The sequence below is a fragment of the Microbacterium flavescens genome (assembly GCF_018588945.1).
GTDB lineage: Bacteria > Actinomycetota > Actinomycetes > Actinomycetales > Microbacteriaceae > Microbacterium > Microbacterium flavescens.
The window spans coordinates 123,176-145,249 of the sequence record NZ_JAFIWA010000004.1 but is presented as its reverse complement, the minus strand read 5'-3'; the positions used below and the strand labels follow the sequence as shown (position 1 = coordinate 145,249).

At 70.7% G+C, this 22,074-nt stretch carries 16 protein-coding genes; 10 read left to right on the top strand and 6 right to left on the bottom strand.

Translation table 11 applies throughout. From position 1 onward, the window contains the following. Positions 1–76 precede the first annotated feature (76 nt). Positions 77–4,204, top strand: a complete 4,128-nt coding sequence (locus tag JX005_RS09715; RefSeq protein WP_214467294.1) for a bifunctional nitrate reductase/sulfite reductase flavoprotein subunit alpha — start codon at positions 77–79, stop codon at positions 4,202–4,204. Positions 4,205–4,349: 145 nt separating this feature from the next. Here the strand turns inward: JX005_RS09715 and JX005_RS09710 are convergent, their stop codons facing one another. Then, positions 4,350–5,771 carry an MFS transporter gene (locus JX005_RS09710; protein ID WP_214467293.1) on the bottom strand — a complete coding sequence of 474 codons (1,422 nt, stop codon included), beginning with the start codon at positions 5,769–5,771 and terminating at the stop codon, positions 4,350–4,352. 167 nt (positions 5,772–5,938) lie between these two features. Between JX005_RS09710 and trmD the strand changes: the two genes are divergently transcribed. Beyond that, the gene (gene trmD / locus JX005_RS09705) at positions 5,939–6,616 is read left to right on the top strand and encodes a tRNA (guanosine(37)-N1)-methyltransferase TrmD (RefSeq protein WP_214467292.1); all 678 of its coding nucleotides are present in this window, start codon (positions 5,939–5,941) and stop codon (positions 6,614–6,616) included. Positions 6,617–6,625: 9 nt separating this feature from the next. On the opposite strand, the gene JX005_RS09700 is transcribed toward trmD, so the two are convergent. Genes JX005_RS09700 through nirB form a run of 4 tightly spaced genes read right to left on the bottom strand, consistent with a single transcriptional unit; the run spans position 6,626 to position 11,483 of the window. Continuing rightward, positions 6,626–7,771 (bottom strand): uroporphyrinogen-III synthase, encoded by a 1,146-nt coding sequence (locus tag JX005_RS09700; RefSeq protein WP_214467291.1) that lies wholly within the window; start codon positions 7,769–7,771, stop codon positions 6,626–6,628. Between the two features lie 3 nt (positions 7,772–7,774). Next, entirely contained in the window at positions 7,775–8,530 is a 756-nt protein-coding gene (gene cobA, locus JX005_RS09695; protein ID WP_214467290.1) for a uroporphyrinogen-III C-methyltransferase, read from the bottom strand. Further along, a complete protein-coding gene (gene nirD, locus JX005_RS09690) occupies positions 8,527–8,910 on the bottom strand; it encodes a nitrite reductase small subunit NirD (protein WP_214467289.1) in 384 nt (127 codons plus the stop codon). Before nirD ends, cobA begins: the two co-directional genes overlap by 4 nt. Beyond that, positions 8,907–11,483 (bottom strand): nitrite reductase large subunit NirB, encoded by a 2,577-nt coding sequence (gene nirB / locus JX005_RS09685; RefSeq protein WP_214467288.1) that lies wholly within the window; start codon positions 11,481–11,483, stop codon positions 8,907–8,909. The genes nirD and nirB overlap by 4 nt, the downstream gene beginning before the upstream one ends. A 362-nt stretch (positions 11,484–11,845) precedes the next feature. Between nirB and glgX the strand changes: the two genes are divergently transcribed. Genes glgX through treZ form a run of 3 tightly spaced genes read left to right on the top strand, consistent with a single transcriptional unit; the run spans position 11,846 to position 18,139 of the window. After that, entirely contained in the window at positions 11,846–14,059 is a 2,214-nt protein-coding gene (gene glgX, locus JX005_RS09680) for a glycogen debranching protein GlgX (RefSeq protein ID WP_214467287.1), read from the top strand. Between the two features lie 7 nt (positions 14,060–14,066). Continuing rightward, a complete protein-coding gene (gene treY, locus JX005_RS09675) occupies positions 14,067–16,409 on the top strand; it encodes a malto-oligosyltrehalose synthase (protein WP_307858547.1) in 2,343 nt (780 codons plus the stop codon). Then, complete coding sequence (treZ, locus tag JX005_RS09670; protein WP_214467285.1) at positions 16,406–18,139, top strand: malto-oligosyltrehalose trehalohydrolase; 1,734 nt, start codon at positions 16,406–16,408, stop codon at positions 18,137–18,139. Before treY ends, treZ begins: the two co-directional genes overlap by 4 nt. Before the next feature lie 11 nt (positions 18,140–18,150). Here treZ and map read toward each other — a convergent pair whose 3' ends face one another. Further along, on the bottom strand, positions 18,151–18,933 hold the full coding sequence (gene map, locus JX005_RS09665) for a type I methionyl aminopeptidase (RefSeq protein WP_214467284.1): 783 nt from the start codon (positions 18,931–18,933) through the stop codon (positions 18,151–18,153). Between the two features lie 117 nt (positions 18,934–19,050). Here map and JX005_RS09660 point away from each other — a divergent pair, with 117 nt between their 5' ends. The 5 genes from JX005_RS09660 (at position 19,051) to JX005_RS09640 (ending at position 22,060) form a co-directional block, all read left to right on the top strand. Further along, positions 19,051–19,542 carry an MFS transporter permease gene (locus JX005_RS09660; RefSeq protein WP_214467283.1) on the top strand — a complete coding sequence of 164 codons (492 nt, stop codon included), beginning with the start codon at positions 19,051–19,053 and terminating at the stop codon, positions 19,540–19,542. A gap of 167 nt (positions 19,543–19,709) precedes the next feature. Beyond that, positions 19,710–20,057 (top strand): 50S ribosomal protein L19, encoded by a 348-nt coding sequence (gene rplS, locus JX005_RS09655; RefSeq protein WP_214467282.1) that lies wholly within the window; start codon positions 19,710–19,712, stop codon positions 20,055–20,057. Positions 20,058–20,231: 174 nt separating this feature from the next. Next, complete coding sequence (gene lepB, locus JX005_RS09650) at positions 20,232–21,014, top strand: signal peptidase I (protein ID WP_214467281.1); 783 nt, start codon at positions 20,232–20,234, stop codon at positions 21,012–21,014. Beyond that, positions 21,011–21,670 (top strand): ribonuclease HII, encoded by a 660-nt coding sequence (rnhB, locus tag JX005_RS09645; RefSeq protein ID WP_214467280.1) that lies wholly within the window; start codon positions 21,011–21,013, stop codon positions 21,668–21,670. Before lepB ends, rnhB begins: the two co-directional genes overlap by 4 nt. Positions 21,671–21,736: 66 nt before the next feature. Beyond that, complete coding sequence (locus JX005_RS09640) at positions 21,737–22,060, top strand: DUF2469 family protein (protein ID WP_191766815.1); 324 nt, start codon at positions 21,737–21,739, stop codon at positions 22,058–22,060. Positions 22,061–22,074: the final 14 nt, after the last annotated feature.

Here is a 22,074-nt window from a genome sequence, read left to right as displayed (position 1 = left end):
GGCCCGTGAGGCTGATGTGATCCGGGCGTAACACCCCGCACGACCCGGTGGAACATGCCTCGGGGATCATCGGGGCATGAGCACCATCGCGCTTCCCGCGGGGCCGCGCACGAGCGCGCCGTCCGCCGAGGTGCGCGCCGCCTGCTCGTACTGCGGCGTCGGCTGCGGGATCACCGTGACGACGGCCGCCTCGCCCGATGGCAGCGGCTCGTTCGTGTCGAAGGTGGCCGGCGACCGGGCGCACCCCGCGAACGCCGGGCGCCTGTGCACCAAGGGTGCGACGCACGTCGAGCTCATGCACGCACCGGGACGCATGGCGTCGGCGTACGTCCGGCCGGCGCGCGGCGAGCCGGCGGTTCCGGCACCGCTCGATGCCGCGATCGCCGAAGCCGGTGCGCGCCTGCGGGCGATCGTCGACGAGCACGGCCCCGACGCCGTGGCCGTCTACGTGTCGGGCCAGATGTCGATCGAGGCGCAGTACCTCTCGAACAAGCTCATGAAGGGATATCTCCGCGGCCTGCACCTCGAGTCGAACTCACGTCTGTGCATGGCGTCGGCGGGCACCGGCTACAAGCAGTCGCTCGGCGCAGACGGCCCGCCCGGCTCGTACGAGGACCTGGATCGCGCCGACCTGTTCTTCGTCATCGGGTCCAACATGGCCGACTGCCATCCGATCCTCTTCCTCCGCATGGCCGACCGCCTCAAGCAGGGGGCGAAGCTCATCGTGGTCGACCCCCGCCGCACGGCCACCGCCGAGCGGGCCGACCTCTACCTGCCGATCGCGCCGGGAACCGATCTGGCGCTCCTCAACGGTCTGCTGCACCTGCTGGTGGTGGAGGGCGCCATCGATCGCGAGTTCATCGTCGCGCACACCGAGGGCTGGGACGGGATGCCGGAGTTCCTCGCCGAGTACTCGCCGGCGCGCGTCGCGGAGGTGACAGGTCTGGCGGAGGCGGACATCCGCACCGCCGCGCGGTGGATCGCCGAGGCGGGCGAGTGGATGACCCTGTGGACGATGGGCCTCAACCAGTCGACGCAGGGAACATGGCACACCAATGCCATCTGCAACCTCCACCTCGCCACCGGCGCCATCTGCCGTCCGGGCAGCGGCCCGTTCTCGCTCACCGGGCAGCCGAACGCGATGGGCGGGCGCGAGATGGGCTACATGGGCCCGGGACTTCCCGGCCAGCGTGCGGTCTTCAGCCCGGCCGACCGCGCGTTCGTCGAGGACGTGTGGGGACTCGCACCCGGCACGATCCGCGACGAGGCGGGCACCGGCACGATCGACATGTTCCGGTCGATGGCGGCGGGAAAGATCAGGGCCGCGTGGATCATCTGCACGAACCCGGTCGCATCGGTGGCCAACCGGTCGTCGGCGATCGCCGGACTCGAGGCGGCCGAGCTGGTCATCGTTCAGGACGTCTTCACCGAGACCGCGACGAACGCGTATGCCGACATCCTGCTGCCGGCCACCCTGTGGGTCGAGTCCGAGGGAGTGATGGTGAACAGCGATCGCACGATGACGCTCTCGCAGCGCGCGGCGGACGCCCCCGGCGACGCGCAGCCCGACTGGCTGACCATCTGCCGGATCGCGCAGGCGGTGGGGTTCGACGAGGGATTCGCGTTCGAGAGCAGCGGCGAGGTCTTCGAGGAGATCCGCCGGTTCTGGAACCCGCAGACCGGCTGGGACATCCGGGGCGTCGACTACGACCGCCTGCGCCGCGGACCCGTGCAGTGGCCGGCGCCGCCGGGCGACGCCGAGGACCGGCATCCGATCCGGTATGTCAACGACGGGATCAGCCAGGCCCTTCACCGCGAGGTGGACGGGACCGTGCCGCGGCTGGCGTTCGCCACTCCCAGCCGGCGCGCCCAGTTCTTCGCGCGCCCGCATCTCGGGCCGAGCGAGCTGCCGGACGACGACTATCCGTGGATCCTCAACACGGGCCGCCTCCAGCACCAGTGGCACACGATGACCAAGACGGGCAAGGTCGACAAGCTCGTGCGGCTGAACCCGAAGCCGTTCGTCGAGGTGCATCCTCGCGACGCCGAGATCCTGGGCATCGCCGAGGGGGACCAGGTCGAGATCGCCTCTCGCCGGGGCCGTGCCGTCCTTCCTGCGGTCGTCACCGACCGAGTGCAGCCGGGGTGCTGCTTCGCCCCCTTCCACTGGAACGACGAGCACGGCGAGCACCTCGCGGTGAACGCGGTCACGAGCGACGCCGTCGACGCTGCGTCGCTGCAGCCCGAGTTCAAGTTCGCCGCGGTCGCCCTCCGCCGGGTGGGTCCGGCATCGGACGAAGCGCCCATCCGGGAGAAGGCGGACGGGATGCCGCTGCCCGGCGCCGCGCGGGCCGTGCTGACGGGCGCGGGGGTCGAGGCCACCGGCGCTCCCGCACTGACCGAGGCCGAGGGACGGTACCTTTCAGGATTCCTGTCGGCGCTGGAGGTCGCGTCCGTGGCGTCCGGGTCCGTCCCCGTGCTGCCGCCGGCGGCTCCGCTGCGCGAGGTGTCGCGCGCGTGGTTCGACGGCGTGCTCGCCGGTCTCTATTCGCGGACGCCGCTGGGCCTGCCCGCCGCCGGCGCACCGGCGCTCGACGAGGTCACCGTGCTGTGGGGATCCCAGACCGGCAACGCCGAGGAGGTCGCCTCCACGTGCGCCGCGACGCTGACGGCACGCGGCATCCCCGCCCGCACGGTCAGCATGGTCGACATGTCGCTGACCGACCTCGCGTCGGTGCGGAAGCTGCTCGTGGTGACCTCGACCTTCGGCGACGGCGGCCCGCCTGACAACGCCGCAGACCTGTGGGATGAGCTCAGCAGCGACACGGTGCCCGAGCTGCCGGGACTCGACTACGCCGTCTTCGCGATCGGCGACTCGAGCTACGACGACTTCTGCGGCCATGGTCGCAGCATCGACGCGCGCCTCGGAGCCCTCGGGGCGACCGCACTCCTGCCGCGCGTCGACTGCGAACCCGACTATGCGGAGCCGGCCGCCGCGTGGCTCGAGGAGGTCATCTCGACGATCACCGCCGGGGACGCGGCATCCGCTGTCCTCACGGAAGCGCCCGCCGCGCCCCCGATGCGACGGATGTTCACCCGCGGCAACCCGGTGCTCGCCCCGCTCGTGACGAACCGGCTGCTCAGCGGTGCCGGCTCGGCGAAGGAGGTGCGGCAGTTCGGCTTCGACCTCGAGCGGGCCGGCGTGACCTACGAGGCGGGCGACTCCCTCGGGGTGGTGTGCGCGAATGCACCCGCGATGGTCGCGGAGTGGCTCGACGTCACCGGCCTGTCGCCTCACGCCGTGGTCGAGCTCGAGGGACGTGAGCGCTTCCTCGAGGACGCGCTCGCCGAACTCGACATCACGAGGATCGGCGCCGACCTGCTCGCCTTCGTGGCCGAGCGCAACCCCGACCCGACCCTGGCCACCCTGCTGCGCCGCGAGAACAAGGGCCGGCTCGAGCAGTTCCTGTGGAGCATGCACGCCGTGGATCTGCTGCGCGCGTTCCCGGTGCGGGCGGAGGCCGCCGAGTGGATGCCGGTGCTCAAGCGCCTGCAGCCGCGGCAGTACTCGATCTCGTCCAGCCCCAAGACGTCGCCGGACGAGGTGCAGCTCACGGTCTCGGTGGTGCGGTTCGAGACCGAGACCGGCCTGCGCCGCGGCGGTGTCGCCTCCACGTACCTGGCCGACTCGGCCGCCGCGGCGCCCACGCCCATCTACCTGGAGAAGTCGCCGCACTTCCGGACGCCTGCCGCAGCGGATGCGCCGATGATCATGATCGGGCCGGGCACCGGGATCGCACCGTTCCGCGCGTTCCTGCACGACCGGCGGGCGGACGGCCACACCGGCCGCAACTGGCTCTTCTTCGGAGAGCAGCACGCGGCGACCGACTTCTACTACCGGGAGGAGCTCGAGTCGATGCGCGACGACGGCTTCCTCACCCGCCTCGACCTCGCGTTCTCGCGCGACCAGCGGCAGAAGATCTACGTGCAGGACCGCATGGTCGAGCACGGACTCGAGCTCTGGCGCTGGCTGCAGGACGGTGCGCAGCTCTACGTGTGCGGCGACGCGAGTCGCATGGCCAAGGACGTCGACGACACCCTCGTCACGATCGCCCGCCGGCACGGCGGCCTGTCGGGGGAGGCCGCGGCCGACTACCGCAAGAGCCTGGTCGCCCAGAAACGCTACGTGCGCGACGTGTACTGAGACCGCCGATTCCGGTACCAGCGTCAGGCGACACGCCGTGTGGCGGCGTCGACGAGCTGACCACCGGCGGCGTGTCGCCTGACGCCGGCACACGACGAGGCGGGCCGCGCCCTCGGGGAGCGGCCCGCCTCGTGCCCGCGCTCCGTCAGATGCGCTGACCGGCCAGCGACCGGCGGGGGATGACGTACACGAGCACCGTCACGACCATGAGGGCGACGTACGCGGCGACGAAGCCGAGGAACGCTGCGGAGTACCCGCCGGTGGCGAGCTGCGACGCATTGAGCACCTGCGGCACCAGGAACCCGCCGTAGGCGCCGATCGCCGAGATGAGCCCGAGCGCGGCGGCGGCCTTGCGCTGCACCTGCGTGGCGGCGGGCGACCCCGGAACCGCTCCGGTCGCGAGACCCCGTGCGGCGAAGATGCTCGGGATCATGCGATACGTCGAGCCGTTGCCCATGCCGGTGGCTGCGAAGAGGACGAGGAAGCAGCCGAGGAAGACCCAGAAGTTCCGCAGCGGAAGGGTCCAGACGAGTGAGAGCGCGCCGAGCGCCATGACGGCGAACGCGCCGACGGTGACCCGCGCTCCGCCGAAGCGGTCGGCCAGTCTGCCGCCGTAGGGCCGGGCGAGCGACCCGATCAGGGCGCCGAGGAACGCGAGGGAGATCGCCGCCTGACCGACCTGGAACGTCGAGAAGCCGGGGAACTGGTCGGCGATGAGCTTCGGGAAGACGCTGGCGAACCCGATGAACGAGCCGAACGTGCCGATGTAGAGCAGGGCCATGAGCCACAGGTGCGGCTCGCGCAACGCGGCGGCCGAACCCGCGAAGTCGGCCTTCGCCGACGACAGATTGTCCATGTACCGCCAGGCGCCCCAGATGGCGACGAGGATCAGCGGGATCCACATCCACCCCGCGAGAGCGATGTTCAGGGTCGCGCCGGCGCCGATGGTCACCGCGATCGGCACGGCGAACTGCGCGACGGAGGTGCCGAGATTGCCGCCTGCGGCATTCAGGCCCAGAGCCCACCCCTTCTCCTTCTGCGGGAAGAAGTAGGTGATGTTCGCCATCGAGCTCGCGAAGTTGCCGCCTCCCACCCCGCCGAGCGCGGCGACGAGCAGCAGCACGCCGAACGGGGTCTCGGGGTTCGAGACCACGAAGCCGAGGAGGACGGCCGGGATGAGCAGCAGCGCCGCCGAGACGATGGTCCAGTTGCGTCCGCCGACGATGCCCACCATGAACGTGTAGGGGAAGCGCAGCGTCGCGCCGACGAGGCTCGGCAGCGAGATGAGCCAGAACAGCTGCGAGCTCGACAGCTCGAATCCCGCAGCGGGAAGCATCACGACGACGATGCTCCACAGCTGCCAGACGATGAACCCGAGGAACTCGGCGAAGATCGACCAGCCCAGGTTGCGACGTGCGATCCCGCGGCCGCCGGCCTGCCAGAAGGCGCTGTCCTCGGCGTTCCAGCCGTCGATCCAGCGGCCGGGACGATGGGTGAGGGATGCCGGCGTGGCGGCCGGCGGCGGAGCATCGACGTCCGTCGTGGACGGTGTGACGGTCGTGGTCATTACGCCTCCTCAGGTGAAGTGTGCCTTCACCGTATGAAGGGGGTGTTTCCGCCCTGCGACCTCTGCCGTTACTTCTCGGTCAAGGTTCCGTCACCGTCGGCCGTCGGGTGCGGTTAGCGTCCGGTCACACGTCGGAAACATCCGAGCGGATGCCTAGACTCGAAGCCATGCGCGTCGACATCGTCACGATCTTCCCGGCGTTCTTCGACGTGCTGGACGTCTCGCTCATCGGCAAGGCGCGGGATCGCGGCATCCTCGACATGCACGTTCACGATCTGCGCGAGTGGACCCGTGACCGCCACCGCACGGTCGACGACACGCCCTATGGCGGCGGCGCGGGCATGGTCATGAAGCCCGAGCCGTGGGGGGAGGCGCTCGACGCGCTGCTGTCCGACGACGCGGTGCTGCTGGTGCCGTCGCCCGCGGGCGAGCAGTTCTCGCAGGCGATGGCCCGCGAGCTGGCCGGCGAGAATCACCTCGTGTTCGCGTGCGGGCGCTACGAGGGGATCGACCAGCGCGTCGTCGACCACTACGCCGAGCGCGGGCGGGTGCGGCTCGTGAGCCTCGGCGACTACGTGCTCAACGGCGGCGAGGTGGCCGCGATGGCGGTCGTCGAGGCGGTCTCCCGGCTCATCCCCGGCGTCGTCGGCAATCCGGAGAGCCTCGTCGAGGAGTCGCACGAGGACGGCCTGCTCGAATACCCGAGCTACACGAAGCCCGCGGTGTGGCGCGGACACGAAGTGCCTGCGGTCCTGCTCAGCGGCAACCACGGCGCGATCGCGGCGTGGCGTCGTGAGCAGAGCCTCGAGCGCACGCGGGCGCACCGACCGGACCTCCTCGCCTGAGCCTGCGAGTCAGGCCGAGGCCTCGGCGGGGTCGAGGACGTTGAGCCGGTACCCGCGCTTGACGACCGTCTTGATGAGGTCGGGCACGCCGAGGGCCTCCCGCACGCGGGCGACCGCCATCTCGACCGCATGGGTGTTCACGCCCGAGCGGGGGAGCGCGCTCTGGAGGCGCTGGCGGGAGACGACGCTTCCGCCCGCCTCGAACAGGGCGGCGAGGATGTCGGTGCCCGTACGGGACAGCGGGATGTGGGCACCCGCAAGAACCGCGCCCGTGCTGCGCAGCTCGAGGCGCCCGGCGCTCGTGTCCAGCCATGCCGCATGACCGCCGCCGAAGTGCGTCACGACCGCCCGCACGAGGGAGCCCAGCCGCCCGCGCTCGGCGACGAGGGGCGTGATCCCGGTGGAGACGAGCGGGGACGCGGTGATGGGTCCGACCGCGGCCATCAGCACGCGCCCGGTCGCGGCGAGGTCCACGATGTCGTCCAGGACGCCCTCGCGCCCGGCCGCGGCGAGCCACTCCGCTGCACCGGGAGCGGACGTGAACAGCACCGCGTCGACCTCGCCCTGCGCAGTCGACACGACCGAGCGGCACACCGCGGCGGAGTCCGGAGGCGGTCCCCACCGGTACACGGTGAGGCTCACGACGTCGGCGCCCGCCTGCTCGAAGAGCTCGTCGAGCCCGTCCGCGCCCGAGCCGTGGTGCTGGACGGCGACGCGCCGGCCCGCGACCCCCTCGGCGAGGAGGTATTCGCCCAGCTCGGCCGAGGTCTCGGACTCGGCCACCCAGTCGGCGGTGAGCCCCGCCTGCTGGATCGCGCCGCGCGCTTTGGGGCCTCTGGCCACGATCTGCGCCCCGGACAGGGCGGCGTGGAGGTCATCGAGCATCCCCGCTTCGTCGGCCGCCTCCATCCAGCCCCGGAAGCCCACGCCGGTGCTGGCGACGACGATCTCGGGAGGGTTCGCGATGAGCTTCCGCGTCGCCTCGATCAGCGCGTCGTCGTCGATGTGCGGCACGATCGTGAGCGCGGGGGCGTGCCGCACCGCAGCGCCGTGACGCTCGAGCGCGGCCGCGAGTTCGAGCGAGCGCCGATCGACGGCGATCACGATCGTGCAGCCGTCGAGGGCGGCCGAGAGAGCGGGGCGGGGGAGCGACACCGGTCAGCCGCCGGATCCGGAGCGCGCTGCGATCAGCTGGGGGACGAGCGTGCCGGCCCGGGCGACTTCGCCCACGACGATGACGGCGGGGTTGCGCACGCCGATGCGACCGGCGTCGAGCACGATGTCGCCGAGCGAGCTGCGGGTGGTCCGCTGATCGGGATGGTGACCGCGTTCGACGATCGCGACCGGGCGCTCGCGCGGAACGCCCGCTCGCAGGGCGTCGGCGACGAGGCGAGGGAGCGCCCCCACGCCCATGAGGATCACGGTTGTGACGTCGTCGTCGCCGAGCGCTGCCAGGGTCGCGGCGGTGAGCTCCGACTGGCCGTTGACGATATGCACGGCCGACGCGATTCCCCGGTGCGTGACGGGGATGCCGGCCACCTCGGGCACCGCGACCGCGCTCGTCACCCCCGGCACCACGTCGACCGGCACGCCCGCCGCGACGCACGCGATGACCTCCTCGCCGCCGCGGCCGAAGACGAACGGATCGCCTCCCTTGAGCCGCACCACGCGCTTTCCCGCCCGGGCCCGGTCGACGAGGATCTCGTTGATCTCGTGCTGCGGCACCGGGTGATGCCCCGGGATCTTGCCGACGTCGATGACCTCGGCGTCCGGTCGCAGGTGCGGACGGATCTCAGTCGGGCCCAGGCGGTCCATCACGACGACGTCGGCCTGCCCCAGCAGGCGCCACGCTCGGACGGTCATGAGGTCGATCGGCCCCGGGCCGCCGCCCACCAGGTCGACGCGGCCGGTCACGATTGCGCCTCCCAGCGCACGAGCACCTGGCCGTCGGTCACGGCGGCCGGCCAGACGTGCAGCGAGGCGGGCTCCTTGCCCTGGGTGTCGAGACACGAGCCGGTGCGCAGGTCGAAGACCTGCTTGTACATCGGCGATGCGACGGTCGGGGCCTCCTGCCGGGTTCCGACGATGCCGCGGGAGATCACGTTCGCCCGGCTGTACGGATCGAAGTTCGACACGGCGTGGACTCGCCCGCTGTGGAGCAGGAACAGCGCGATCTGCGTGCCGCCGAGGAGGGCGGCACGGCCGCGCTCGACCTCGAGGTCGGACACGGCGCACACGCGCACCCAGCCGTCGGGCGCCTCGGTCGCGGTGGACTGCGGGTCGACGAGGGTCATCGGCGCACCTCCAGGATCGTTCCGGCGATGAGGACGCCGCTCTCGCGCTCGGAGTCCGTGGCAGGTCGCCCCTGGCCGCGCTCTGCGGTGTAGGCCAGCGACGGATCGGGCGTGGTCGGCGCGTTGACGAAGGAGGCGAACCGCCGCAGCTTGTCGGGGTCGTCGAGCGTGGCCTTCCACTCGTCCTCATACGACCCGATGTGGGCGGCCATGGCCGCGTCCAGGTCGGCGCAGACGCCCAGGCTGTCGTCGAAGATGACAGCGCGCAGCCCGTCGATCCCGCCCTCGAGCTCCTCGAACCAGGGCGCGGTCCGCTGCAGCCGGTCGGCGGTGAAGATGTAGTACATCAGGAAGCGGTCGATCGCCGTGAGCAGTTCCGCGTCGCTCAGGCCCTCGGCGAGCAGCACGGCGTGCCGGGGGGTGAATCCGCCGTTGCCGCCCACGTACATGTTCCAGCCCGCCTCGGTCGCGATCACGCCGACGTCCTTCCCGCGCGCCTCGGCGCACTCGCGCGCGCAGCCCGAGACGCCCAGCTTGAGCTTGTGCGGCGACCGCAGCCCGCGATACCGCAGCTCGAGCTGCACGGCCATGCCGACCGAGTCCTGCACGCCGTACCGGCACCACGTCGAGCCGACGCACGACTTCACGGTGCGCAGCGACTTGCCGTACGCGTGACCTGACTCGAAGCCGGCCTCCACGAGGCGCTTCCAGATGTCGGGCAGCTGCTCGAGCCGTGCGCCGAACATATCGATGCGCTGCCCGCCGGTGATCTTCGTGTACAGGCCGAAATCGCGCGCGACCTCGCCGATGACGACGAGCCCCTCGGGGGTGATCTCGCCGCCGGGGATGCGCGGCACGACCGAGTAGCTGCCGTCCTTCTGCAGGTTTGCCATCACGTGATCGTTGGTGTCCTGCAGCGTCGCGTTCTCGCCGTCGAGCACGTGCCTGCCCACGAGGGTGGACAGGATGCTTGCGAGTGCGGGCTTGCAGATGTCGCAGCCCCGGCCCGTTCCGAAGCGGTCGATGACGGCGCTGAAGGTCGTGTGGCCCGACACCCGCACCGCGTCGAAGAGCTGGCGGCGCGACATGTCGAAGTGCTCGCACAGCGCGCTGCTGAGTGCCGCACCGGACTTCGCCAGCTCGATGCCGACGATCTTCTTGACCATCGTCACGCACGAGCCGCAGGCGGCTCCCGCCTTGGTGCAGGAGGTGACGGCCGCGACGTCCGTGCAGCCCTCCTCGTGCACGGCGTGACGGATCGCGCCGGCGGTGACGCTGTTGCACGAGCACACCAGCGCTGCGTCGGGCAGCTCTCCGGTCGGTGCGGCGACGCCGGTCTCGGGCATGAGATAGGCCGCCGGGTCGCCGCCGAGTGCGCCGCCGACGAGCGGGCGAAGCGAGCCGTACGCCGACGCGTCGCCGACGAGGATGCCGCCGAGGAGGGTCTTGGCGTCGTCCGAGAGGACGAGCTTCTTGTAGACGCCGGCCACCGGGTCGGCGTAGACGACGTCGAGCGCGCCGGGCGTCTCGGCGAACGCGTCGCCGAAGCTGGCGACATCCACCCCCGAGAGCTTGAGCTTGGTCGACAGGTCGTAGCCGGGGAAGGATGCCTCGCCCCCGAGCAGCCGGGTCGCGGCGACCTCCGCCATCGCATAGCCCGGAGCCACGAGCCCCACGCACGCGCCGTCGAAGTTCGCCACCTCCCCGATGGCGAGGATGCGGGGATCGGAGGTCTCGCACCCGGCGTCGATGAGCACGCCCCCGCGCGGATGCACCTCGAGGTCGGCGCCGCGGGCGAGCTCGTCGCGCGGCCGGACGCCCACCGTGAACACGACGACGTCCGTGCGCTCGTAGCTGCCGTCGCGGAACTCGAGGCCCGTCACCTGACCGGTGCGATCGGGGTCCAGCCGCGTCGTGGTCGTGCCGGTCATGACACGGATCCCGCGGGACTCGATGATGCGGCGCAGGGCGTCGCCGCTCCGGAGGTCCAGCTGCGCGGACATCAGCCGGTCCGACGACTGCACGACGGTGCACGCCACGTCCAGCCCCTGCAAGGCTCCCGCCGCCTCCAGGCCGAGCAGTCCACCGCCGATCACCGTCCCGGTCAGCGGCCGTCCGAGCTCCGCCGAGCGCTTCTCGACGAAGGCGCGGAGGCGCTCGACGTCGTCGAGGGTGCGGTAGACGAAGCATCCGTCGAGGCCGAAGCCGTCGACCGCGAGCCGCGCCGCGTACGACCCGGTGGCCAGGACCAGGCGGTCGTAGGCGACGCTCAGGCCGCTCCGGGTGGTGACCCGCCGCGCCGCGCGATCGATGCGCGCGACCGGATCGCCGCTCACGAACCGCACCCGCTCGTCGTCGAGCACCGTCCGCTCGAGGGTCAGGTCGTCGGGGCTCGCGCCCGAGAAGAAGCCGGTGAGCCCGACGCGATCGTAGGGGTGACGCCCTTCCTCGCCGAGCAGCGTGATGCGCCAGGACTCGTCCGCGCGGCTGAGCAGGCTCTCGACGAAGCGGTGCGCCACCATGCCGGCGCCCACCACGACGACGTGCGTGACGGGTGCCGCGGCGGAACTCATGGCGTCACGGTACGCGCGCGATGTTGCGGGGGAGTCAGCGTCATGTTTCCGGCTGTCGACGGCCCGGCGGGGCGCGCGCCGGTCGGTGCGGGGTGCTTCCTCGGTCATGGCGTCTCCTGCTCGACGGATCTTCTCTCGGTGCCCGCAACGCTAGGAGCGCGGTGTTTCGCCGCGCGGCGAGTGCGGGTTACCTCCCGCGAACGTTTCCCTCACACCGCCCGCACGACTGATGTGAGGAGAGCGGCGCGTGCTCCCGCCTGATCGCCGTCGTCGCGACTTACCCCACCGCGGTCGGACACGCCAGTCCTGACATCGCGCTGCTTCCGGTCGATATCGTGAAGAACCGCCGACATGGAGGTTCTATGCAGATCTGGCCCGGCACCGCCTACCCGCTGGGCGCGACGTTCGACGGCAACGGCACCAACTTCGCGCTGTTCAGCGAGGGGGCCGAGCGCGTCGAGCTCTGCCTCTTCGACGACGCCGGCGTCGAGACGCGCGTCGAACTTCGCGACGTCGACGCCTTCGTGCACCACGGGTACCTGCCCGCCGTGCAGCCCGGCCAGCGCTACGGCTACCGCGTGCACGGCGAGCACGACCCCGCCTCGGGCAAGCGGTTCAACCCGAGCAAGCTCGTGCTGGACCCGTACGCGAAAGCCGTCGAAGGCCAGGTGACGTGGGGCCAGCCGGTGTTCGGCTACGACTTCGGAGACCCCGACTCCCGCAATGACGAGGACTCCGCGGCTCAGCAGATGATGGGCGTGGTCGTGAACCCGTACTTCGACTGGAGCGGCGACCGGCTGCCGAAGACGCCGTACTCCGAGTCCTTCATCTACGAAGCGCACGTGCGCGGGCTCACCCAGCTCCACCCCGCCGTGCCCGAGGAGATCCGCGGAACCTACAGCGCGATCGCGCATCCGGCGATCATCGAGCACCTGCAGAAGCTGGGTGTGACGGCGATCGAGCTCATGCCGGTGCACCAGTTCGTCAACGACTCCGTTCTCGAGGAGAAGGGGCTGTCGAACTACTGGGGCTACAACACCATCTCCTTCCTGGCGCCGCAGAACACCTACTCGTCCAGCGGCCAGCGCGGCCAGCAGGTGCAGGAGTTCAAGGGGATGGTGAAGGCCCTGCACGCCGCCGGCATCGAGGTGATCCTCGACGTCGTCTACAACCACACCGCCGAGGGGAATCACCTCGGGCCGACGCTGTCGATGCGCGGCATCGACAACGAGGCCTATTACCGGCTCGAAGACGACGACAAGCGGTACTACACCGACTACACGGGAACCGGGAACAGCCTGAACGTCGGCCATCCCCACACCCTTCAGCTCATCATGGACTCGCTGCGCTACTGGGTCCTCGAGATGCACGTCGACGGATTCCGGTTCGATCTCGCCTCCACGCTGGCTCGGGAGTTCTACGAGGTCGACCGGCTGGCGACCTTCTTCGAGCTGGTCCAGCAGGATCCGGTGGTCTCGCAGGTGAAGCTCATCGCCGAGCCGTGGGACGTCGGCCCCGGCGGGTACCAGGTCGGCAACTTCCCCCCGCAGTGGACGGAGTGGAACGGGAAGTACCGCGACACCGTGCGCGACTTCTGGCGCGGCGAGCCGGCGACGCTCGGCGAGTTCGCCTCGCGGCTCACCGGGTCGGCCGACCTGTACGAGCACTCGGGGCGGCGGCCCGTGGCATCCATCAACTTCGTCACGGCCCACGACGGCTTCACGCTGCGCGACCTGGTCTCGTACAACGACAAGCACAACGAGGCCAACGGCGAGGACAACCGCGACGGCGCGGACGACAACCGGTCGTGGAACGGGGGAGTGGAGGGCCCGACCGACGATCCCGAAGTGCTGACCCTGCGGGCACGGCAGCAGCGCAACTTCATCGCGACGCTGATGCTGTCGCAGGGCGTGCCGATGCTCCTGCACGGAGACGAGCTCGGCCGGACCCAGAGCGGCAACAACAACGGCTACGCGCAGGACAACGAGATCACGTGGGTCGACTGGTCGAACGTCGACCAGCCCCTCACCGAGTTCACCGCGTCACTGGCGCGCCTGCGCCGCGAGCACCCCACCTTCCGCCGCCGCCGGTTCTTCAACGGCCGGCCGGTGCGGCGCGAGGAGGGGGCGCCGATCCCCGACATCGCGTGGGCGCGGCCCGACGGCACCCAGATGCAGCCCGAGGACTGGGACTCCGGCTTCGGCCGGGCGGTCGCCGTCTTCCTCAACGGCGACGGCATCCGGGAGCGCGATCGTCGCGGCGAGCCGATCTCCGACCACCACTTCATCGTGCTGTTCAACGCGGGCGAGGACGTGGTGGACTTCGCGATTCCCGACGTGGAGTTCAGCCCGAAGTGGGACGTCGTGGTCGACACGGCCGGCGAGCACGCCAACACCGTTCCGGTCGAGCCCGGCTCGACGCTCGCGGTTCCGGGACGATCGCTCATGGTCCTGCGCGAGCATGAGGTGCCCGAGCCCGAGGTCGGTCACACCGTCGCGGCGTCCCTCGCAGTCACGTCGGTCGCCGGGATGGACGAAGTGCCGGGCGCCGCCCCGCGGGCAGAGCTGGGCGGGTGAGGCCACCGTGCCCGCGTACGTGCCGGTCTCGACGTATCGGCTGCAGATCCGTCCGTCCTTCACCCTCGACGACGCGGCTGCGCTGGCCGACTACCTCGTCGCACTCGGCGTCGACTGGGTCTACCTGTCCCCGATCCTGACCGCGTCGGAGGGCTCCGATCACGGCTACGACGTCGTCGATCCCACGACCGTCGATCCCGCGCGCGGCGGACGCGAGGCTCTGGACCGTGCGAGCGCCGCCTTCCACGCGGCCGGACTCGGCGTCCTCGTCGACATCGTTCCGAACCACGTCGGTGTCGCTCGACCGTCCGAGAACGCGTGGTGGTGGGACGTGCTCACCCACGGGCGGGCGTCCGCATGGGCGGACTTCTTCGACATCGACTGGGACTTCGGCGGCGGGAAGGTGCGCGTCCCCGTGCTGGGGGAGCCGGTGAAGGATGCCGCAGCCTCCGGCGCTCTGCGGGTCGAGTCCGGCGAGCTGCGCTACTACGACCATCGCTATCCGCTGGCACCCGGCAGCGAGTCCGCAGGGGGCGATGTGTCGGACGTCCTGGCGCGCCAGCACTACGAACTGATCGACTGGCGCCGCGAGGCGGACGACCTCAACTACCGGAGGTTCTTCGGCGTCTCGAGCCTGGCAGCCGTGCGCGTGGAGGACCCCGAGGTGTTCGCCCGCACGCACGCCGAGGTCGCGCGCTGGTTCGCCGAGGGCCTGGTCGACGGCCTGCGGGTCGATCACCCCGACGGTCTGCGCGACCCCGTCGAGTACTTCGAGCGGCTCGACACCCTGACCGGCGGTCCCTACGTGCTCGCCGAGAAGATCCTCGAGCGCGGCGAGGCGCTCCCCGCATTCTTCGCCGTCGACGGGACGACCGGCTACGACGCCCTCGCCGAGATCGACCGCGTCCTCGTCGACCCCTCGGGCGAGGAGGCCCTGGACCATCTCGACGCAGCTCTCCGGAGTACAACCGGACTCCCCGCCGCCGAGCCCTGGCACGACCTCATCGCGGGCACCAAGCGGGCGGTGGCCGACGGCATCCTCCGCTCAGAGGTCCGCCGCCTCGCCCGCGACCTCGGCAGCGCCGACGACCCGTGGGTCGAGGACGCGCTCGCCGAACTGCTGGCCTGGTTCCCGGTCTACCGCTCCTACCTCCCCGCCGGGCGTGAGCATCTTGAGCAGGCCTCCCGCGCCGCTCGCGCACGGCGCCCCGAGCTCGCCGACACCCTCGACCGCCTGCTCCCGCTGCTCTCCGACCCGCGGCATCACGCCGCCCAGCGCTTCTCCCAGACCAGCGGCATGGTCATGGCGAAGGGGGTCGAAGACACCGCCTTCTACCGCGCGACGCGCCTGGGCACGCTCACCGAGGTCGGCGCCGACCCGTCGCACTTCGCGCTCTCGGTGGACGCGTTCCACACCGCGCAGCTCCGGCGCCACGCCACGTGGCCGAACAGCATGACGACGTTGTCGACGCACGACACGAAGCGGGGCGAGGACGTGCGGGCGCGCCTCGCGGTGCTCGCCGAGATCCCGGAGCGCTGGGCGGAGGTGCTCCAGGAGCTGCGGGATGCCGCTTCCACCGGGCACGGTCCGTTCGACGCGCTGCTGTGGCAGGCGGTCGTCGGCGCGTGGCCGGCCTCTCGTGAGCGCCTGCACGCCTATGCCGAGAAGGCCGCACGGGAAGCATCGGAGATGACCTCGTGGCTGGCGCCCGACGCGGCCTTCGAGTCGCGGATGCACGCGCTCGTCGACGCGGCGTTCGACGACACCTCGGTCGCGGCCCGGGTGGAGTCGTTCGTCTCCGAGATCGAGGCCGCCGGATGGTCCAACGCGCTGTCGGCCAAGCTGCTCCAGTTGTCCGGGCCGGGCGTTCCCGATGTGTACCAGGGCGGCGAGCTGTGGGAGCAGAGCCTGGTCGACCCCGACAATCGTCGTCCGGTCGACTTCGCCGAGCGCCGACGGCTGCTGGCCGAGCTCGACGCCGGCACCCTTCCGCTGGTGGACCGGACCGGTGCGGCCAAGCTGCTGGTGACCTCGCGGACGCTCCGCCTGCGCCGCGACCGTCCCGACCTGTTCACGAAGTACACGCCCTCGACCGTCGTCGGCCCGGCCGCTCACCATGCGATCGCGGTGGACCGCGGCGGCGCGCTCGCGGTCGCGACGCGCCTTCCCGTCGCGCTCGCGCGCCGGGGAGCGGCATCCGGATCCCCCTGGGAAGACACCGTGCTGCTCCGTCATGCCGGCCCGACGACCGACGTCTTCACCGGCCGGACGTTCACGGGCGGCGCGGTGCCCCTGGCAGAGATCCTGGACGTGTACCCCGTTGCCCTCCTCAGCGTGGAGTCCCCATGACGACGTCGGTGTGGGCCCCGCGGGCGCAGCGTGTCGACCTCCGCGCGCCGGCGCGCGGTGCGGACATCCCGATGCAGCGGGGTGACGGCGGCTGGTGGCACGCCGCGGTGACCCTCGCCGGCGGCGAGGAGTACGGCTTCGTGCTCGACGGCGCAGACTCCGCCCGGCCGGATCCGCGCTCGCGCCGGCAGCCTCGCGGAGTCCACGACCTGAGCGTCGGCTTCGATCCCGCCGATCACGAGTGGCAGGACACGGCGTGGACCGGACGGCAGCTCGCCGGCGGCGTGGTCTACGAACTCCACGTCGGCACATTCACACCGGAGGGGACTCTGGATGCGGCAGCCGAGCGCCTCGACCACCTCGTCGATCTCGGCATCGACTTCGTCGAGCTCCTGCCGGTCAATGCCTTCAACGGCGTGCACAACTGGGGGTATGACGGAGTCCTCTGGTTCGCCGTGCACGAGCCGTACGGCGGACCCGCCGCCTACCAGCGCTTCGTCGACGCCTGTCACCGCGCCGGCCTGGGCGTGATCCAGGACGTCGTCTACAACCACCTCGGGCCGAGCGGCAACTACCTGCCCGAGTTCGGCCCCTACCTGCGGGACGCCGAGTCGAACACGTGGGGATCGTCGATCGACCTCGACGAGCCGGAGGTGAGGCGGTACATCGTCGACAACGCCCTCATGTGGCTGCGCGACTTCCACGTGGACGGGCTCCGGCTCGACGCCGTCCACGCGCTGCGGGACCGCTCCGGCACGCACATCCTGCAGGAACTCGCCGAATCCGTCGACGCGCTGAGCGCGCAGGTCCGTCGGCCTCTGACCCTCATCGCCGAGAGCGACCTGAACGACGCGACGCTCATCACGGCACGCGAGGGCGGGGGCTACGGCCTCACGGCGCAGTGGAGCGACGACTACCATCACGCACTGCACGTGGCCCTCACCGGCGAGACCACCGGGTACTACGCGGACTTCGCGCTGCTCTCGGCTCTCGTCAAGGCATCGACGCGGGGGTTCTTCCACGACGGGACGTTCTCGTCGTTCCGCGGCCGAGAGCACGGCCGTCCGATCGACCCGCGGCTGCCGACCTGGCGGCTCGTCGTGTTCGCGCAGGACCATGACCAGATCGGCAATCGCGCAGCCGGAGATCGCCTGTCGCAGTCGCTCGACCCGGGAGGCCTCGCGATCGCCGCCGTGCTCACCGTGCTGTCGCCGTTCACACCCATGCTCTTCATGGGGGAGGAGTGGGGTGCGTCCACGCCGTGGCAGTTCTTCACGTCGCATCCCGAGCCGGAGCTGGGCGAGGCCACCGCCCGCGGCCGGAAGGCCGAGTTCGCTCAGATGGGCTGGGACGAGTCGGTCGTGCCCGATCCCCAGGATCCGGCGACGTTCGAGCGCTCCCGGCTGCGATGGGAGGAGAAGGATGCCGCAGCCCACGCCGGGCTTCTGGCGCTGTACCGCGAACTGATCGCCCTGCGCCGGACGCAGGCGGATTTCACCGATCCCGACTTCCGGGTCCTCAGCGCGGAGGCGGATGAGGAGCACCGGTGGTTCCGCCTGCGGCGGGGGTCGTCGGAGGTCATCGTGAACTTCTCGACGGCGGAGGTCGCCCTGCCCGTCGCACCGTCAGCCGTCCTCGCGCTCGCCACCGACGACGGCGTGGTGATCGCGAAGGGATCGGTGAGCCTGCCGCCGAGGTCGGCGGCGGTGCTGGTGCCGGCGACCGACTGAGGCGCGAGGCGTCAGTCGACGCCGAGCCAGGAGCGGTCGGTGAGCACGATCGGGCCGTCCGCGGTGATCGCCACGGTGTGCTCGGAGTGCGCGCCCCGCGAGCCGTCGACCGAGCGCAGGGTCCAGCCGTCGGGGTCGGTGATCAGCCGGTCGGTCGTCTGCAGGAACCACGGCTCCAGGGCCACGACGAGACCTGCGCGCAGCGGGTAGCCGCGGCCGGCCTTGCCGTCGTTGGGCACGTGCGGGTCGCCGTGCATGATCCGCCCGACGCCGTGACCGCCGAAGTCCGTGTTGATCGAGTAGCCGTCTGCGTGGGCGATCCCGGCGATGGCCGCCGAGATGTCGCCGATGCGGTTGTCGACCGTAGCCGCCTCGATCGCGGCATCCAGCGCCCGCTCCGTCGTGTCGATGAGGGCGAGGTCCTCGTCGCGAGGGGTGCCCACGACGAAGGACACGGCAGAGTCGGCGACCCAGCCGTCGACCGAGACGGCGAAGTCGAGCGACACCAGGTCGCCGTCGCGCAGGACGTAGTCGAAGGGGAGACCGTGCAGGACGGCGTCGTTGACCGACGTGCAGATCACCTTGCCGAACGGGCTGGCGCCGAACGACGGGTGGTAGTCGATGTAGCACGACTCCGCGCCCGCCCGCCGGATCAGCTCGTGCGCACGGCGATCGATCGAGAGCAGGTTCGTGCCGACCTTCGTCTCGTCGCGCAGCGTCGCCAGTGTCTCGGCGACGAATCGCCCCGCCGGCTTCATCGCCTCGATCTCGGCGGGAGTGCGCAGCTCGATCATCCGTGTTTCCCTTTCGTCACCCCCATTCTGTCGGACGCGGATGCGCGGGGCTGGGAGGATGCTCCGCACCTCGTCCACCCCATGCCGCGCCGAGGGCGACCGGCGTACCATTCAGACATGGTGCTGCGACGCGGATTCTTCGGCTGGCTGATCCCCGCCGCCTTCGTCCTGCCGCTCTGGCTGTTCGTCGGGTGGATCGTCTCCGGTGCCGGCGGCTGGGCCTTCCTGTGGATGGTGTTCGCGATCCCCGGCGTCTTCCTGTGGCAGCTGCTCCTCTCCGTGCTGGTGCGCGCGCGGGGGACCGTGCGTGCCCACCGCGCCGTGTCGTGGTGGGACGTCCTCGGCTTCACGGCGTGGCACGGGCTGATCATCGCCCTCGGCTTCTACAACCAGGCCTGGTGGATGCCTCTGATGATCGTCGCCGTCCTGGTCGGCATCGCGCTGTTCTGGCTCGAACTGTGGCAGCTGTGGAGCGAGGCGAAGCCCTCGCGCATGGTTCTGCGCACCACGGAGGGGATGGCCTACATCCCGCCCGCCGAGGAGCGCGCCGACGCCTCCCTGCAGGACGTCATCATCGTCACAGAGAAGCAGCGGCCTCCCGCGTCCTGACCCGTTTTGGCCGGGCGCGGCATCCATGGCAGAATGGATGTTTGTGCCCTGACCAGGTTCTGCCTCAGGGGAATCCGCCGTTCGGCTCTCGCCACGGCCTCGGGCACACGACATCCTTTCCAACACTTCCCGCGGTCGACCTGTGGCGGCCGCAGAGAGAAACGATCATGCAGATCCTCGACGCCGTCGACGCGGCCTCGCTCCGCTCCGACATCCCCGCCTTCGCTCCCGGTGACACCGTCAAGGTGCACGTCAACATCACCGAGGGCAACCGCTCGCGTATCCAGGTCTTCCAGGGCGTCGTCATCGGCCGCCAGGGCGACGGCGTGCGCGAGACCTTCACGGTCCGCAAGATCAGCTTCCAGGTCGGTGTCGAGCGCACGTTCCCCGTCCACAGCCCCGTGATCGACCACATCGAGGTCGTCACCCGCGGCGACGTCCGCCGCGCGAAGCTCTACTACCTGCGCAACCTCCGTGGCAAGAAGGCCAAGATCAAGGAGAAGCGCGAGAACTGAGTTCTCCTCCTCGGAGCCCCGGACCAGGAGGTCTGGGGCTTCGTCGTCTCCGTCCTCGGTCCCGCTGGCTGGAAACGTCCCGCGAACCGTCCGCAGCGGCATGTCGTGCCGTCCGGAATGTGGGAACCTTGTGGGTAGGCACGTCCAACCGCGGCGTGCCGGTGAAGGATCTGCATGACCACCGAGAAGACGGCTGAGGCCGAGCCGGCCCCCTCTTCCGGGTCGGGAGGCGACGCCGCCGTCCATCCTCGCCGGCGCGGCTGGCTGACGTTCCTGCGCGACGTCGTCGTGATCATCCTGATCGCGGTGCTCGTGTCGTTCCTCGTCAAGACGTTCCTCGTGCGCTCCTTCTACATCCCCTCCGGATCGATGAAGGACACGCTCCACATCGACGACAGGATCCTGGTCGACGAGATCACCCCGCGTTTCGGCGGCTACGACCACGGCGACATCGTGGTGTTCCAGGACCCGGGCGGCTGGCTCCCGCCGAGCTCCGATCCCGCCCGTCCGCCGGTCGTCGAGGCGATCGACTGGGTGCTCGCCCTCGTGGGCCTCTCCGCCCCCGACAGCGACGATCACCTCGTCAAGCGCATCATCGGACTGCCCGGCGACCATGTCATCTGCTGCAACACGCTCGGCCAGATCACCGTCAACGGCGTCCCCATCGACGAGACCGACTACATCGTCGTCCCGACGGGGGAGTCCGCCGCCTCGGGCGACACCTTCGACATCACCGTGCCCGCCGACAGCCTGTGGGTGCTCGGCGACAATCGCTACCAGTCGAAGGACTCGCGCTACAACCAGGACCAGCCGGGCGACGGCTTCGTCCCGATCGACAACGTCGTCGGGCGAGCGTTCCTCGTGACGTGGCCGCTCGACCGCTTCGGGATGCTCGACTTCCATCACGACGACTTCGCCGGGGTGCCCGAGCCCTCCGAGGAGAAGCCGGCGCCATGACGGTGGCCGAGCCGCGCCTCACGCTCGAGCGACGACTCCTGCGTGAGCACGCGCTCGTCATCGCCTGCGACGAGGTCGGACGCGGGGCACTCGCCGGGCCGGTCGCCGTCGGCGCGGCCGTGATCGACGCGCCGAGATCGCGCAAGCGCATCCCGCAGGGACTCCGCGACTCCAAGCTCGTGCCCGAGCTTCGCCGTGCCGACGTGGCTGCGCGCGCGGCGTCGTGGGTGTCGGCGAGCGCCGTCGGGTGGGCGAGCTCCGCCGAGATCGACGAGGTCGGCATCATGCGCGCGCTCGGCCTCGCCTCGATCCGCGCTCTCGCCGACCTGCGCGCTCACGGCGTGGTCCCCGAGGACGCGATCGTCATCCTCGACGGCAACTACGACTACATCACCGCTGCCGGAGCGGCCGGGCTGCGGGTCACCCCGGTGATCAAGGCCGATCGCGACTGCGCGTCGGCGGCCGCGGCATCCGTCATCGCAAAAGTCGCACGCGACGCGCTCATGACCCAGCTGCACGACCAGCTGCCCGCCTACAACTGGGCGCGCAACAAGGGCTACGCGAGCCCCGATCACCGCGAGGCGATCCGGGAGCACGGCATCAGCGCGCACCATCGGGCGTCCTGGTCGATCGGCGACGCGCCCACGCTGTTCTGACGCGCTGTCCCGCCTGCGACGCACGCGGGTCGCGGCACCCGCTCCCGCCCATAGGATGGACTCACCATGGATGACGAAGTCTTCGAGGACTACGACCGTGAGCTGGAACTCGCTCTGTACCGCGAGTACCGCGACGTCGTCTCGCAGTTCCAGTACGTGATCGAGACCGAGCGGCGCTTTTATCTCGCCAACGAGGTGAACGTCGTGCGCCGCGACACCGAGCACGATTTCTACTTCGAGATCTCGATGGCCGACGTCTGGGTATGGGACATCTACCGCGCCGACCGGTTCGTCAAGGCGGTCCGGGTGCTGACCTTCAAGGACGTGAACGTCGAAGAGCTCCAGCGCCGCGACTTCCACCTTCCGGAAGAGCTGTCGCTCGACACCTGAGCCACCCCCGCCTC